Raw genomic sequence first — 15908 nt, forward strand, 5'->3', positions numbered from 1 at the left:
TTACTTCATATTTTATATTTGTATATACATGTAGTCAACAATAAAATGTAGCGCTTTCATAAAAAAAGCTCCCTCAATGTGCTAGAGGCAGCGACGTGTCATCATCTTTTTTTATGCTCCGTTAATTTTTCGTAGACCCTGTTTTTATAAAAAGAGGAGGCTGGACGGGCAAACGTTTGGCGCTTTGATGTGAGTTCATCCAGACGTTTTTGTTTTTCTTCACATATGAGAGAAAGTTTTTTTCTTTCTTCTCCATCTATACTGGTTTTGAGTAATTCTTTGACGGTCATGAGTTCTTTTTTAAGTGCCGTTTCTTCCCCAGCAAAGCCGGCATTTTTCATGATGCGGTAGCCCATCCTCAGTTCTTCAGGTACATGAGCAGCGTCATCCTTTGGCAGAGGTTTCCCAAAGCCTGATAATCCTTCAAAAGCTCCATTGTCCATCGCCTTTTTGATCCGTTCTTCTGACAATCTCTGCGCAAAATCCATGGCGCTTCTCCTTTCGGCCGCATGTATTTGATTAAGCATAGCAAAAAAGCTGACTCTCTCACAAGAGCCAGCTTTCTGCTTATTTTTTGTCGATTTTAAAGGTGGATACCATCTGGGCCAAGTCCTCTGACATATCAGAGAGCTGTTCAATCGCACTTGAAATTTGCTGCATGCCAGCACTTTGCTGTTCTGTTGCTGCCGCTACTTCTTGAGAGCTCGCAGCATGTTCTTCTGACACAACCGAAATTTGTTCAATCGATGTAGAAATCGTTTGATATGCTCGTTCTACCTGCTTGATGGATTGAAGCAAATTGTTCGTTCTGCTTGCAAACTGAGACACTCCATCATAAATAACAGCGAAGTTCTGTGACGTGCCTTCCATTTGCTCACGTCCTTCTTCCACTGCCTTACTGCTTTCCTCTACACTTTCAAGAACACGCTGACTGTTTTCCTGTGTACCGATGACTAAATCTGAAACGGTTTTAGCCGCATCAGCTGACTGCTCAGCTAACTTACGCACCTCGTCAGCCACAACAGCAAACCCTTTTCCTTCTTCTCCAACACGCGCTGCTTCAATTGAAGCATTCAGTGCAAGCAAATTCGTTTGCGCTGAAATGTCGGTAATAATGGAGATGACACTTTCAATCTCAGTTGAATGTGATTGTAATTCTTCTGCTGCCTGCTTTGAGTTTGTCATCTTGTCGTGTAACATATTGAGATGCTCAAGGACATGCTGCACCAGTTTTTGACCAGATTCTGACTGCTCTTGTACTTCTGATGAAACAGATTTCATTTCATCTACTTCTTTCGTTACGCCTTCAATTTGAGTATCGATTTCCGCAACAGAGGTCGTACAGTCTGTAATATTTGCTACAGAATCATTAATTCCTTCACTCATATTCGTCATCGCTTCTGACACTTGCTGCGCACTTTGACTCGATTCGTTCGTCACGGTGCGAAGCTGTGAAGACATTTTCGATACTTCGCTTGATGAGTTTGAGATCTTCCCAATGAGCTCTTTGATCCGTCCCTGCATCTTTTGGAAAGAAGCGGCTAATTGACCGATCTCGTCTTTACTTTCAACCTCTACCATTCCAGTTAAATCGCCATCTGCAATACGGTTCGCTGATTCCATCAATGAACGTGCTGGCTTCGCAATTCTTCTTCCCATGAAGAATGAGAAGAGTAATCCGCCGATGAGCACAATAGCAGATGCAATCGTGATATAGATCGTCAGCTTCTTCGTTGTTTCTGGCACAACAGACGCATCTAAATCAATTCCTAGAATACCAGTAAGCTCACCGCCTGAATCTTTGATTGGTAAAAAGACTGATTTATGTGTTCCAAATGAATCTTTGTAAATATCACTTTTGACCATTTTATCTTCAGAAAGAGCTTGTTTCATCTCATCTGAGAATACATAATCTTGATCAAAATCATTGTCTTCCCCAGTTAACACAATGATTCTTTCCTTGCCGCCTTTATTTGATAATACGTATAAGTTCTCAAGCGTATGATCTTCTTGAAGCTCTGTGATTTTCTTTTTAATCTCGATATAAAGAGGATCGTCCTTCCCGCTAATGCTTAGGACGTTTCCATCGATACTGTCGATCTCTTTTTTAGCTGTATCGATATCTGTCGTTAACCGATAATCAAATTGCTTTAATAACTGGGATGATAAATCCTGGCTGACTAAATAAAATGTTAGAACGAATAGTGCAACGGTTGCGAGTAATGTGCCGACAACGACTGACATGATTTTGGAGGATATCGTGAGTCCTCCAAATTTCCTTTGTTTCGCCATTTTTTTCTACATCTCCACTCTCAGATTTGATTTAAGCATGTACACTTTCAAATTGTCCACAAACAGATGCAATCACGTCTTTTAAATAAGATACGATATGAGGGATATGCTCCGGTAACGTATAAGGTGAGATCACAAAAAACTTACTTACACTTAGATAAAATTCTTGACCTTCTTTCGCATTCACAAGTAAAAACTTTGTTGTATCGCCAAAGAACATTTCGTCTCTTTTCTCTCCAAGCTTTTCAAACAGCATTTTGTTCAATTGATTGTTCCGCTCAATTTCCATTGAAGTCGCCTCTCCGGAAATCTCTTCTTTAAAGCGCGGAGATCCGTCTAGGTAAATTCTAAACAATGTAGCCATTCCGACGTTGCCATCGTTTACGACTTCTGCTTGCGGAATTTCCTGACTGAGTGCTTCTCTGAATGCAAGGTTCACCTCTAAAAATTGACCGAGCAAGCGCTGGTATCCTTCAATCCCAAACGTTAACAGCACGCTCAGCATGCTGATAGAGCTTCCCATTCTTGAGCATTCAAGTGTATAACCCGTATGGTATTCCCCGTAGCCTCTATGTCCAACATATGGTGTCTCTTGTTCTTCTAGGTCTAAACGCTTTAAGTCAGCAGCGTTTTTCACTAAGAATAAACTGGATGTGTAAGGTGTTTGACCGAGCTTTTGAAAATCAAAGCACATCGTGTCTGCAAGAGAGAGGTGCTGGAATTTCACTTTGATTTCTTTTAGCATACGAAGAACACCGTCTGAGAATTGCAGCGGGTTTTTAGATACATCATACTCATTAAAGAAAGCAAAGAATCCGCCAAGCGCCGAATCTGCATGAATATGCGGCACCTTTAGACCATACTTCTCAGCAATGGCTTCTGCTGTTTCACGTACCCCTTTTACATCATCAATTGCGATGGCATCTGTTGTTCCGGTTGTTGCCACAATATAAACGGGAATTCCCCCATTTTGCGCAACACATTCCATTTGACAACGCAAATCTTCCATATCCATTGAATGATCTTTATTTGTCTTAATTCTGATTAAATTGTCTGTGCCAAGTCCGGTTGCTTCCATTGACTTAAATAGGCTGTAATGTGCTGCATCAGAACAAAACGCATAAAGATTTTGCGGGACACCTTTTCGTAATGACTCCGGTGCGACTTTCGCAATCGCTAAACGAAGCCCTGAGAAAATAGCCCCCTGACCTCCCCATGTTGTGTATCCCCCGCTCACATTTGGATCATATCCGATGAGCTTAGACATCATTGAGACCACTCTGACCTCAGCTTCCGCACCTGCTGGTCCATAAACATCCCATAGGTTGTTTCCATTTACCAGCATCGCCGTCAGCATGCCTAGAATTCCTGGTGTACTTGCCATTGGCAAAATGTTCGTGAAGAAATACTTTGTGTGGTATGGATGGTTATGTAAAAGCTTAAGTAATTCTTCATTCACAAGTTCCGCTTGTTGTCCGTTCACCGGAATTTGACTTGTTTCAGTGAGCTTTTGATAAAAATCCTCCCCACGATTCTTTTCACCTTTTAGGTGAGCACGGTTCGGATCCTTCAGGTGATCGACCCCTGAAATGATTTGTTCCATTAATTTGATGAATTCTTTACGCTCTTCTGCATTTCCGTCCTCACTCGGAAACCAGTTCTGAACGAGGTTCTCAGCTCGTACAGTCATATACTATCAATCCTTTCAATGGAAGATTTCCTGTCAATCTCTATATCGACTTCAATTGAAAAGTTTATAGTCTCAAAATGTCCACTTAAGTATATTCAGATAATTTGTTCACTCATCAAAATTAACAAAACCCTTACAAAACAAATAAAAACCATTTTTTTGTGAAACAACAAAATATATCAATATATTATCTAGCAGGAATTTTTATCCACCATCATTCACTGTTCATTGACTCATTTTTTTTACTTAACTTGCATAAACATTAATAAACACTGGAAATTCTCTCGAAATCACCATTGTAGAAATCAAATTAATTCTTTAGACTTGTGTCTTTTTACCTGTTTTATTGATATAACAACAGGAAAATTACTGAATTTTCTGTTAATATTAGGATAAATTTCATAAAAAGTTTTTCGAAGATCGAATATTTTCGATTTCTTTCCTTATATTGCTCGGACAGGCTGAACACGTAGTTCATCGGTTATGACTTTTCTATTTGCGGATTTCGTGGTATATTCTAATGGTTCGTTTTCTTTCGTTCCGCCTCTTCCGTATAACGGAGAAAAGGAGTGTTTATATGAAAACATTTATTCAAAAAAGAGGCCTCGGTTTCTTTGTGATTGCGGCCATCCTACTTTGGCTCAAAACGTATACAGCTTATTTAATCGAATTCAAACTTGGTATATCAAATATGCTTCAGCATATTTTGCTTTTCGTGAATCCTATTAGCTCCAGCTTGTTCTTTCTTGGCTTTGCTTTATTGTTCAAGAAAAAATGGCAGCCTGCCGCTATCATTGTGATTCACTTTTTCATGTCTTTTTTACTTTATGCAAACATCGTGTACTATCGATTCTTCAATGACTTTATCACGCTGCCTGTTGTGATGCAGGCAGGAACGAATGGCGGACAATTAGGTGATAGTGCATTTTCACTCATGCGTTGGACTGATGTGTTTTACTTTATCGATACAATCATCTTGATCGTACTCGCAGTCCGCATGAAAAGGCAGCAGCAAACAAGTACAGCAACTGTACCTGTTCAAAAGTCAAAATCGTTTAGACTCGTTCTTGCGTCCTCTGTTGTGATCTTTGTTCTCAACTTAGTCGCTGCAGAGATTGATCGTCCAGAGCTTTTGTCAAGATCGTTCGACCGCAATTATTTAGTCAAATATTTGGGTGCTTATAACTTTACCGTGTTTGATGCCATTCAAAATGTGAAATCAAACAGCCAGCGTGCACTGGCAAATTCAAATGATGTGACAGATGTAGAGAATTATTTAAAGGCGAACAGTGCTGATCCAAACCCGGCTTATTACGGGAAAGCGAAGGGCATGAACGTGATTACGATTTCTCTTGAATCTCTGCAAAACTTTGTCATTGATTATAAGGTGAACGGAAAAGAAGTCACTCCATTCCTTAATTCATTGGCACATGCCAACAAAACGTTTTATTTTGATAACTTCTTCCATCAAACTGGACAAGGTAAGACATCTGATGCCGAATTTATGATGGATACTGGGCTATTCCCACTATCACAAGGCTCTGTTTTTATTAACAAAGCGCAAAATACGTATCAGGCACTTCCCGGCATTTTGAAGAAGGATCAATACACGTCAGCAGAATTCCACGGGAATACGAAAACCTTCTGGAACCGTAATGAAATGTTTAAGTCCTTTGGATATGACAGATTTTACGATTCTGAGTACTACGATATGAACGAGCAAGATACGAAGAACTATGGTTTGAAAGACAAACCGTTCTTCAAAGAATCAATGCCAATGCTTGAAAATCTGAAGCAGCCGTTTTATTCGAAATTCATTACGTTATCGAACCACTTCCCATTTGGCATGGATGAAGGTGATACCGATTTCGAACCTGGTGATTTCGGAGACTCTGTCGTCGATAACTACTTCCAATCTGCTCATTATTTAGATGAAGCCATTGAACAGTTCTTCAAAGACTTGAAAAAATCAGGTCTATATGACAATACAGTGGTCATTATGTACGGAGACCATTACGGCATTTCGGAAAATCATAATGAAGCGATGGAAAAAGTGACTGGACAAAAAATTGGAGATTATGAAAATGCCCAGCTCATGCGTGTGCCGCTCTTTATTCATGTGCCAGGCGTAAAAGGCGGACAGATTCATAAATACTCTGGTGAAGTCGATATCGCTCCAACCCTTCTGCACCTGCTCGGCGATGATACGAAGAACTATTTAATGTCTGGTTCTGATATCTTATCGAAGAACTTCAAAGAGCTTGTGCCATTTAGAAATGGAGACTTCGTGTCCAAGGACTACACGAAAGTAGGCAATAACTATTACAGCAACAAAACAGGCGAGAAAATCGAGCCAACTGAAAAAGCATCGCAAGAAAATGAAACGGTGAAAAAGATGCTAGAGACATCTGATAAGATCGTCACAGAAGATTTACTCCGTTTCTACAAGCCTAAAGGCTTTACACCGATTGACCGCAATGAGTATGACTATACAAAGAAAGTACAGGATGAAGAAGATTCCTCTTCCGCCAAAGATGAATCCAGCACTTCTTCAAAGTAACTTTCTCAATCAAAGAACCAGCCGATCCTGATCAGCTGGTTCTTTTGACGTTTGATCCTGATTGCACCGGGTATAGGAGATCAAGGAGGGATTTATCATGAAAAAAACAGCAGCTTTTATCGTGACTGCCTCACTTGCTTCTTCCGCCCTATTCGGTTTCAGCCCTGCGATCACAGCACACGCCATAACCAAAACGGCGGCAGAACAATCCATTCCCCAAGGTCCTCAAGCCTCACTAAACAGCATTTATAAGCTGGCGAATAAAGGACAAATGCCCTACTATGCAGAAGGGCTCAAAATAGGCGTTCTAACAAAAAAAGACGTTCATCATAAGCTCGGACAGCCTTATCCAGAAACAGGTCAAAGTGGCTTTGATTTGTATCATGCTGAAATGGGGAATCCAGGATTTGCTTTTCACTATGACAAAAAAGGCAAAATTGACGAAATCCGTTATTTCGGAACAAATGTAGAAAAAGAAACGAATATCGGCGGAATGACCCCTTCCCTATTAAAGAAACAGCTTGGACCGGCCGATTCAGTGAGCACCATCCCACAAACAAAAGAGAAGAAATACGTTTACCGAACCGGTGATTATGAGCTCGAATTTTTCGTCGGACATGATCCAGATATCAGCCAGCACGAGCTCACTGTCCTGCATATCAATCTCATCAAAGCCGATTCTTAAATAAAAAGGCATCCTGAGCATAAGCTGAGGATGCTTTAGAATGTTGACAAAGGGCTAAAATGATCTTTATTTTAGCCCTTTGTCTTCTTGTCAGCGTGATAGAAAACCTTTGCAGTCTAGGAAGGACGAGTACCGGAGCGGAGTGAATTTGACATTCATGAGCACCGGCACGCAGGACTGACACCGAATGCGAGGGTTTGTCTACACGCTGAAGCATCCTGAGCAAAAGCTGAGGATGCTTTTCTTTATGATGATGCCACTTCTAAATGCGGCTTTCTTTTTATTGTTCGTTTGAAGACTGGACCTGCTACATAATCAAGACCAAATTTCCCTGCGTTTCCTTTCGCTGCCATAATGATGACAGCAATCAGAAGAAGGAGTGGGTTGACAGAGACGGTACCAGCAAGTAAGAAAGAGACATTCATCACGCTACCGAAAAAGGCTGCCGTTGTTGTGAACAATCCAACAATTAACCCTAGACCAACTAAGATTTCTCCCCACATGACCATCGCACTGAATAGTCCGGCATTTGGCAAGGCGACATTTTCTAAAAACCATACATAGAACGGATAAACAAGATGGCCATCTTTGACAACGGGTTCAGATATCGCAAATTGCAAATACCCTGATGCATCGAATCCGCCTGTTAGTTTTCCAATACCAGATGTCAGCCAAGTCCATCCGATATAAAGTCTTGCTGCCAAAAGTATAACGGCTGCCCACACATTCGTTTGTAAGAATTTTGTAAACATGATGATGCCCCCTTTTAATTTATGTGAAATATTTCACATTTTCTTTATGATCTTATTATACTATGTAACATCTAATTTGTGATCTTTTTCACATATATATTCACAAATTGTTCATGAATATCTAGTCGAGGTAAACTTTTCCCTTCCTTTAACCGTCTAAGTCATTTCAGACAAATAAAAGGGGTTTGAACATGTATGAAAACATTATTCCATTTCGCTTATTTACAGGCCATATCGTGTCTATTCCCTGTCATGATCTTTGCAGCACTTGCACTATCGAAAACGGTAACTATTCCTTTTCTTCATCGCTATGATTTCATTCTTCTGCTTTGTCTCATGGCACAGATCCTCATGCTGACGCTTCGGCTAGAGACGTTGACTGAACTGAAGGTCATTTGTTTATTTCATCTCATTGGAATAGGTTTAGAAATTTATAAAGTACATATGGGTTCTTGGTCCTATCCTGAGGATGCTTATACGAAAATCTTTGGGGTACCTCTCTATAGCGGCTTTATGTATGCGAGCGTGGCAAGCTATATTTATCAGGCACTTTCACGACTTCGCGTAGAGGTGACGGCCTGGCCTCATCCGTTTTTTTCGATTGGAATCAGTATGTGTATTTATCTAAATTTCTTTACTCATCACTGGATCTATGATCTCCGCTGGTGGCTGACATTGCTCCTTGTTGTAGTGTTTCGAAAAACGACGGTTTCCTTTCAGGTCGGTTCATCTGCCTATCGAATGCCGCTTGTTGTTTCATTTCTCTTGATTGGTTTTTTCATTTGGATTGCTGAAAATGTCACTACCTTTTTAGGGGCATGGCAATATCCAAATCAACAGCACGCTTGGTCTCTCGTACATCTAGGGAAAATCAGTTCATGGTTTTTACTTGTTGTCATCAGTATTGTTCTAGTGATCGAACAACGCAAACAAAAAAACGTTCAGCCCATTTGACCTGGCTGAACGCTTTTTTTAATCTCGATCGACTTCCTTGCGGAGATCATCTGCGACAAATTCCACATTCGTTCCAATGATGATTTGTACGGATGTTTTCCCTGAAGTCAGTACCCCTTTAGCACCTGCTTTTTTCAATGTGCCTTCGTTCAATAAATTCGTATCCTCTACTGTTAAGCGAAGGCGGGTGGCACAATGATCAATGGTGGTGATATTGTCTTTGCCGCCAAGCCCCTCTACGAGCATACTCGCTCCGGCAGTATTTGCATCATCTGCTGGGATATCTTCAATGTCATCATCTTCTCTGCCCGGTGTTTTCAGCTTTAACAGTTTAATGAGGAAATAGAAGACAACAAAGTAGATAACGCCATAAATCACCCCAACCACAAGCAGCATGATTGGTTTTTGAGCAATGCCAAAGCTTAAGACGTAATCAATCGCACCTGCTGAAAAGGCGAAGCCGCTATGAATCCCCAGGGTGTTCACGATAAAGAGTGACAGACCAGTTAATATAGCATGGACACCATATAAAAGTGGAGATAAAAACATAAATGAAAATTCAATTGGTTCTGTGATCCCTGTAATAAATGACGTTAGCGCCATTCCAATCATCAGACCAGCTGTTGCTTTTCTCTTTTCTGGCTTTGCTGTTACAATCATGGCTAGACATGCCGCTGGCAGACCAAACATCATCACTGGGAAGAACCCGGTCATGAAGACGCCTGCACTTGGATCTCCTTTAAAGAATCGCGCTAAGTCCCCTGTTGCCCCGTTGAAGTCCCCAAATTGAAACCAGAATAAGTTATTAAGCACATGGTGAAGTCCTAGTGGAATGAGCAATCGGTTAAAGAAACCAAACAGCCCCGCACCCGTTGCACCAAGACTTAAAATCCATTCCCCTAAATCATTGATCACACTTTGAATCGGAGGCCATACATAACCGAAAACGGCTGCTAATAGAATGGTGAAAAGTGCTGTCATAATTGGCACAAGCCGTCTTCCGCTAAAGAAACCTAAGTATTCCGGCAGTTTCGTATCCTTAAATTGATTGTAAACGTAACCTGCTAAGAGCCCGCATAAAATACCGCCCAATACCCCCATATTGTTGGTCGAGTTAATCGACGTTGTACCTGCTGACAATATGAAATAAGAAATGGCCCCTGATAACGCCGCTGCTCCGTTACCATCCTTTGAAATGCCGATCGCTATACCTATTGCAAAAATCAAAGCCAAATTCGCAAAAATTGCATTCCCTGCCGCATGAATAAACGGGATATTGAATACATCCTCCCGTCCAATGGCCAAAATAATACCTGCTGCAGGAAGCACAGCGATTGGAAGCATAAATGATTTTCCTAACTTTTGAAAAAACTGAAACACCATCTGAATTTCCCCCCTTTGTCATCATCATGACCAAATCACTCATGATGTTCATAAAAAATATATCATATGCACGTCTAGTTATCTATACCAATTTGTCCATATCTACTCGAAATCGCACTTTTACTCTTCTGCCGTAAAATGTGGTAAGCTATTGAATAGAATGAAGTTATAGAAAGCGGGAATGAACAGTGATTGTCAAACATGATCATGAGTTAGAAGCCTTAAAAAAAGTCGGCCGAATTGTCGCTTTGGCAAGAGAAGAAATGAAAAGCCAAGCGAAGCCAGGCATGTCTACAAAGGAATTAGATTTGATTGGGAAAAAAATATTAGAAGAGCATGGGGCCAATTCAGCGCCTGAAAAGGAATATGACTTTCCTGGTACCACTTGTATTAGCGTGAACGATGAAGTCGCACACGGTATTCCAAGTGAAAAAACCATTTTACAAGAGGGAGACCTCATTAATATTGATATCTCAGCAGAGCTTGATGGATATTATTCCGATACTGGAATTTCATTCGTACTAGGCACAGGTGATGCTCGGCTTAAAACATTATGCCAGTGTGCGGAGGATGCATTCCTTGAAGGGTTAAAGCATGCAAAAGCCGGTAAAAGACAAAACCAAATTGGCCGTGCGGTTTACAATACCGCCAAAGAACAAGGTTTTACAGTGATTAAAAACCTGACAGGACACGGCATTGGGAAAAGTCTACACGAAGCACCAAACCATATTTTGAATTATTATGATCCATTCGATAATGCTTTGTTTAAGAATGGCACAGTCATTGCCTTTGAACCTTTTATTTCAACAAATGCTGAATCCATTTATCAGGCTGATGATGGCTGGACATTTAAAACGCCAGATAAAAGCCTGGTGGCACAGATTGAACATACCATTGTGATCACAAAAGATGAACCGATTATTTTAACAAAGCTGTAAGTCAATCCATCCTCTCCTTTCAATGGAGGGGTTTTTTTCGTATCCCTTTCACGAATCTGTCACGACTAAACAAAAATGCCTGTGGTAAAATAGGCAAAGATATGCGAAAGGGGTCTTATTTGATATGTGGTTCATCATCATTGGTGTCATCTTTTTCATCGAAAGTATTATCTTAACGGTTGTGGGTCTCAAGAAAAAACAATCCATGATGACATATCTTGGTGTTGTCATCATGATTATGACGATCGGGATGATCATTGTCACCCTCAATCCACCCAATTCATAATTCATCATTTCCAGCATATACATGCACCATAGGCAGATAGAATCAGTTTTCATTTCTTAACACCTGCACACTTTTCACGTCCTTTTTTGAGATGTTACAATGCAGGCAGTTCCAATTGAAAGGAGTTTTCTATCATGCATTATGGTAGCAAAGGCTGGTATGTCGAAGAATTAAAGAAGCTTGGTGTGACCAAGCATGAAGGAAGAAAGCTTCAAAGCTTAAAAACTTATTTCCTTGCAAATCTTCTTGAGCAAAAGAAACCAAGCTCATAAACGCTGAAAAGCCGTACATCTTGTGCTGATGTACGGCTTTTTTTAAATATGCCGGATTCGTTTTTCTAAAGACCTCCTCACTGCATCTGCCAAGGCATCTACTTCAAGAACGGCTTTCAGCCTCTGTGGATCTGCTTGATGGTATTTTACTTCGTTGACCTCATGAACCGTAATCTGATGGGACGCTTTCTCTACTAACACAAGAGGTTCATCAGGCGACACCATTCCTTCTTTTAACACACGCAAATAAAAGCCTGTATACCCAGTTTGCTGCACTTCCTTCACAAGCTTCATGTTGCCGTGCTTAAGGGATAGCTTCACACATGGCTGTCTTGGCTGACTAACCTCAACAAGCGCTTCTCCAAGCTGAAACACATCTCCAATGCACACCTCTGTCTCCACAAGTTGATGCACTGTCAAGTTCTCGCCGAAGGCCGCCTCCTGTAACGAAACACCTAAAAATTGCTCAAAGTAATCATAATGATCATATGGAAAGACGCAGATCGCTTTATCATAGCCCCCGTGATGAACCAAATCACCTTGGCCATCTCCCTCAAAATTGAGCTTGCTCAAATACACAGGTTCATGAATACGCCTTTTGTTGATGGCTGTTTTGATTTCTTTTCCATTTGCATTAGTGGTGATAGGTTGTCCTACTTGAATCCCTTCTATGTCGTAGCTTTTCTGTCCCACTATGGCCATCTCCTTTGGTTGTCTCATTGCTTTTATTTTACATCGTTTGACAGCCAAATCAAAGTCGATGCGTGAAGGAACGATGCTGGCTATGGTACGATGAGAAAAAGGAGAGATGACATTGGTTCATTATCACGCCATTGTAAAAGGACGAGTGCAAGGGGTCGGATTTCGTTATTTTGTCCAAGGTGAAGCCGTCAATCGAGGGATGAAAGGCTGGGTGCGCAACACAGATGAAGGTCATGTCGAATTAAAAGTAGAAGGTGAGCAGCAGGAGGTTCATGACTTCTTAGAGACAGTCCGAAAAGGAAGTCCTTTTTCAAAAGTCACAGATATGCAGATGGAACCGCTCACCGAGTTAGTCCATTATCAGGACTTTCGGATAAGAGGATAGTTTATGACTATCTTTTCTATTTCATAACAGTAAAAGTATTTGCAACATAGTAACCGATCAGCGTCGTACGTGAAGCGTCTTTGTACAGGCTCACATGAACATCATAATTTGCTGATCCACTGCTAGGAAGAAACAAACGAGTAGGTGCTGTGAAAGCTGCTTTTCCAGAGATAGCCCCCTGGTGTGTAAAGGCAGGAGTCACTGGGAAAGTAAGCTTTCGAATACTTGCTGTATAATAGAGCGTTTCATTTGTCGTTGTCGCCATGTTGACATTGATTTGAGGATGAAGCGAGGAGTAAGTTGAACGGTCTGTTTTAACCTTCAAATCGACGGAGTTTTGTACCATTGAACCTACATCAGTTGCATTCGCACTTTCAGCACATAACGGTAAAAATCCCAACATACTTAATACAGCCGCTAACATCATCAATGTGACTTTCTTCATCATCATTCCCCCTTTTTCAATCCCCTTTCATTAAACTATAAATTCCCAATACAGGCATCATTCAAAGGATTCATTTTACAGAAAAAACCCAGCTTTTGGCTAGGCTTTTTCTGTCCCTTGATAGGGCTTTTCCTGATAAAAATAGTTCGGTTTCAGAGTGGTATTGTCATAGTGCCGGTGGAAGATGTGGGTAGCAGCTGGTGACACCGGCGGAATCAGCCATGTCCAATCTCCAGTCAGCTTGCGATCGGCCTTCTCTTCCTGCTTTTCAAACTGTTTGAGTTGATGCGCAGCTGTATGGTGATCGACAATGGTCACCCCTGCTTCGCGGTAAGAATGAAGAACCGCCACATTCAATTCCACAATGGCTTTGTCCTTCCAAAGTGATGCATTCTTTGTCGTGTCCAGCCCTAAAATAGAAGCGACTTTTTTCAACATATTGTAGCGATTTTCATCCGCTAGGTTACGTGCGCCAATTTCTGTTCCCATATACCAGCCGTTAAACGGCGCAGCGTTGTAATGGATGCCGCCTATCTCTAACTTCATATCAGCAATAATCGGAACAGCGTACCATTTCAATCCTAAATCACGAAACCCTTCATATTCAGGATGGGTAATCTCGACTTCTTGAACGATCTCTTTCGGAAGATCATACAGAACCGGCGGCTGACCTTTCAGCTGAAACATGAGAGGGAGAATATCAAAATGCGTGCCCTCCCCTTTCCAGCCATAGGCTTCACACAACTTTGTTAATTCAAGGGATGCCTCGTCGCCGATGATGCCATATTCCGTTTCATAGCCTGCATAACGAACAAGCTGATGATTATAAATGACGACATCCTTCCGTCCCTCTTGCTCTGGCGGAAAGATCGTGATGGACGGTTTGATTTTCCCGCCATTTGTCGCATACTTAATATGATGAAAGAGCGCCTCTTTCACCTCATCCTCTGTCTTCACATGCCGGCAGTCGTGAACATGCAGGGTCGACCAAAATAAACGGCCAATGCAGCGGTTACTGTTGCGCCAAGCCATTTTCGCCCCGTGAGCTAGCTCTTCTGGTGTATGGGTGTATATACCTTCAGACTCTATTTCTTTTTTTATTTCATGCAGACGTGCTGCTTTCTCTTCATTTGATTTGTTTAATTCTTCATAGCATAAAGAAACAAAAGCTTCTGCTTCATTCCACAACGCTTCTTGGTTACTCAAACATACTCGCCTCACTTTAATACGAATATATCCATTGTAGCGGTTTCTATTAATAAATTCACTTGTTTCAAGCCATTTTTTATCAAATCATCCGACTATTGTCCTTAGACAGTGGATGAATTAATCAATTCTAGGGTCTTTCGAAGCCAATGAACATACCCTTTTTCTCTTTCAATGGCTCTTGTCAGCACTAAATAATGCCCAAATTGTGCTGAATGCAGCGATTCGGCGGAAGGGTCTTCCTCCGTTAAAGCGTGCAGCTTTTGTTCAAGCATATCTACTTTTTTCGTGCGCTCTAGCAGTTGATGTGTAAACAGATCAGCCGCTTCCTTTTTATCCATGGAGGAGATAAAGAATGTTTTTAGCATAAATTCATCCTTTGATGTTTCTGGAATCGGGTCTTTTGTCCTTAGCCACTTATGCAAGTCCGTTTTTCCTGCTTCTGTGATTTGATAGACCTTCTTCTCTAGCTTCTTTCCTTGTATGTGAATATCAAATTCAATAAATCCTTCTTCCGTTAAACGCTTCAGCTCGGGGTAGATTTGGCTGTGCTTGGCACTCCAAAACTGTCCAAGGGAATCCTTAAAGTGTTTTGTGATATCATATCCCGTCAGCTCACGCTGATCTAGTAAGCCAAGAATGGCATATTTCAGTACTCTCATGATGGGCCTCCAACGCATATTCTTTGACAATAGTATACCATACACTCTAAAATAAACATGTAAATCATGACATGTTTGAAACAACATCATTCTAATGAAAGAAGGAATAAACATGGAACAATTCGTTGGACTTCATATGATTTATACGTATGAAAATGGCTGGGAATATGAGATTTACATTAAAAACGATCACACCATTGATTACCGCATTCATAGCGGAATGGTCGGAGGCCGCTGGGTCCGTGATCAAGAAGTGAATATTGTGAAGCTGACAAAAGGCGTCTACAAAGTCTCCTGGACAGAACCAACGGGGACAGACGTTTCTCTGAACTTTATGCCTGAGGAAAAACGTATGCATGGCGTCATCTTCTTCCCAAAATGGGTGCATGAACGTCCAGATATCACGGTTTGCTATCAAAATGACTACATCGATCTCATGAAACAATCTCGTGAAAAATACGAAACATATCCGAAATATGTTGTTCCAGAATTCGCTGACATTACGTATATGAACCATGCAGGTGTAAATGACGAAACGATTATCGCAGAAGCACCGTACGAAGGCATGACAGATGAAATAAGAGCTGGGCGAAAATAGTAAAAGCGGCACAATGCGTGCCGCTCAGATTGTAGAGAAACTCATGTTTTTCTACAATCTTTTTTATTTTTAACGTATGTATGAAGAATGAAATGTAT

The 15908-nt window shown here is 41.1% G+C and carries 17 protein-coding genes; 8 read left to right on the forward strand and 9 right to left on the reverse strand.

Annotation, left to right across the window (positions count from 1 at the left end; all coding sequences use genetic code 11):
- Nucleotides 1-101 precede the first annotated feature (101 nt).
- The 3 genes from R0K30_RS14290 to R0K30_RS14300 form a co-directional block, all read right to left on the reverse strand.
- Nucleotides 102-488 (reverse strand): DnaJ family domain-containing protein, encoded by a 387-nt coding sequence (locus R0K30_RS14290; protein ID WP_099727671.1) that lies wholly within the window; start codon nt 486-488, stop codon nt 102-104.
- Nucleotides 489-567: 79 nt separating this feature from the next.
- A complete protein-coding gene (locus tag R0K30_RS14295; protein ID WP_230031550.1) occupies nt 568-2292 on the reverse strand; it encodes a methyl-accepting chemotaxis protein in 1725 nt (574 codons plus the stop codon).
- Nucleotides 2293-2323: 31 nt separating this feature from the next.
- On the reverse strand, nt 2324-3982 hold the full coding sequence (locus tag R0K30_RS14300) for a pyridoxal phosphate-dependent decarboxylase family protein (protein ID WP_099727673.1): 1659 nt from the start codon (nt 3980-3982) through the stop codon (nt 2324-2326).
- A gap of 577 nt (nt 3983-4559) precedes the next feature.
- Between R0K30_RS14300 and ltaS the strand changes: the two genes are divergently transcribed.
- Nucleotides 4560-6542, forward strand: coding sequence for a lipoteichoic acid synthase (gene ltaS / locus R0K30_RS14305; protein WP_410611350.1), 1983 nt, complete (start codon nt 4560-4562; stop codon nt 6540-6542).
- A 97-nt stretch (nt 6543-6639) separates the two neighbouring features.
- The gene (locus R0K30_RS14310) at nt 6640-7227 is read left to right on the forward strand and encodes a YjgB family protein (protein ID WP_410611352.1); all 588 of its coding nucleotides are present in this window, start codon (nt 6640-6642) and stop codon (nt 7225-7227) included.
- A 245-nt stretch (nt 7228-7472) separates the two neighbouring features.
- On the opposite strand, the gene R0K30_RS14315 is transcribed toward R0K30_RS14310, so the two are convergent.
- Nucleotides 7473-7979 (reverse strand): DoxX family protein, encoded by a 507-nt coding sequence (locus R0K30_RS14315; protein WP_099727676.1) that lies wholly within the window; start codon nt 7977-7979, stop codon nt 7473-7475.
- Between the two features lie 195 nt (nt 7980-8174).
- On the opposite strand from R0K30_RS14315, the gene R0K30_RS14320 reads away from it, so the two are divergent.
- On the forward strand, nt 8175-8933 hold the full coding sequence (locus R0K30_RS14320; protein WP_367308304.1) for a DUF817 domain-containing protein: 759 nt from the start codon (nt 8175-8177) through the stop codon (nt 8931-8933).
- A gap of 18 nt (nt 8934-8951) precedes the next feature.
- Here R0K30_RS14320 and nagE read toward each other — a convergent pair whose 3' ends face one another.
- Entirely contained in the window at nt 8952-10316 is a 1365-nt protein-coding gene (nagE, locus tag R0K30_RS14325) for an N-acetylglucosamine-specific PTS transporter subunit IIBC (protein WP_367308305.1), read from the reverse strand.
- 188 nt (nt 10317-10504) lie between these two features.
- On the opposite strand from nagE, the gene map reads away from it, so the two are divergent.
- The 3 genes from map (at nt 10505) to R0K30_RS14340 (ending at nt 11812) form a co-directional block, all read left to right on the forward strand.
- On the forward strand, nt 10505-11254 hold the full coding sequence (gene map / locus R0K30_RS14330; protein WP_410611356.1) for a type I methionyl aminopeptidase: 750 nt from the start codon (nt 10505-10507) through the stop codon (nt 11252-11254).
- A gap of 124 nt (nt 11255-11378) precedes the next feature.
- Complete coding sequence (locus tag R0K30_RS14335) at nt 11379-11540, forward strand: hypothetical protein (protein ID WP_099727680.1); 162 nt, start codon at nt 11379-11381, stop codon at nt 11538-11540.
- A gap of 134 nt (nt 11541-11674) precedes the next feature.
- Nucleotides 11675-11812: a YflJ family protein gene (locus R0K30_RS14340; protein ID WP_003214303.1), complete on the forward strand. Its 138-nt coding sequence runs from the start codon at nt 11675-11677 to the stop codon at nt 11810-11812.
- Between the two features lie 42 nt (nt 11813-11854).
- Here R0K30_RS14340 and R0K30_RS14345 read toward each other — a convergent pair whose 3' ends face one another.
- On the reverse strand, nt 11855-12505 hold the full coding sequence (locus tag R0K30_RS14345) for an MOSC domain-containing protein (RefSeq protein ID WP_410611359.1): 651 nt from the start codon (nt 12503-12505) through the stop codon (nt 11855-11857).
- Between the two features lie 121 nt (nt 12506-12626).
- Here R0K30_RS14345 and R0K30_RS14350 point away from each other — a divergent pair, with 121 nt between their 5' ends.
- Complete coding sequence (locus R0K30_RS14350) at nt 12627-12899, forward strand: acylphosphatase (RefSeq protein WP_249705282.1); 273 nt, start codon at nt 12627-12629, stop codon at nt 12897-12899.
- Nucleotides 12900-12915: 16 nt separating this feature from the next.
- Here R0K30_RS14350 and R0K30_RS14355 read toward each other — a convergent pair whose 3' ends face one another.
- The 3 genes from R0K30_RS14355 to R0K30_RS14365 form a co-directional block, all read right to left on the reverse strand.
- Nucleotides 12916-13344, reverse strand: coding sequence for a hypothetical protein (locus tag R0K30_RS14355; RefSeq protein WP_249705281.1), 429 nt, complete (start codon nt 13342-13344; stop codon nt 12916-12918).
- 99 nt (nt 13345-13443) lie between these two features.
- On the reverse strand, nt 13444-14550 hold the full coding sequence (locus R0K30_RS14360) for a nitric oxide synthase oxygenase (RefSeq protein ID WP_410611362.1): 1107 nt from the start codon (nt 14548-14550) through the stop codon (nt 13444-13446).
- A gap of 104 nt (nt 14551-14654) precedes the next feature.
- Complete coding sequence (locus R0K30_RS14365) at nt 14655-15212, reverse strand: PadR family transcriptional regulator (RefSeq protein ID WP_367308308.1); 558 nt, start codon at nt 15210-15212, stop codon at nt 14655-14657.
- Between the two features lie 112 nt (nt 15213-15324).
- Here R0K30_RS14365 and R0K30_RS14370 point away from each other — a divergent pair, with 112 nt between their 5' ends.
- Nucleotides 15325-15810, forward strand: coding sequence for a phenolic acid decarboxylase (locus R0K30_RS14370; RefSeq protein ID WP_099727689.1), 486 nt, complete (start codon nt 15325-15327; stop codon nt 15808-15810).
- Nucleotides 15811-15908 lie beyond the last annotated feature (98 nt).

This window comes from Bacillus sp. SIMBA_154 (assembly GCF_046536015.1).
GTDB classification, from domain to species: Bacteria; Bacillota; Bacilli; order Bacillales; family Bacillaceae; genus Bacillus; species Bacillus pumilus_P.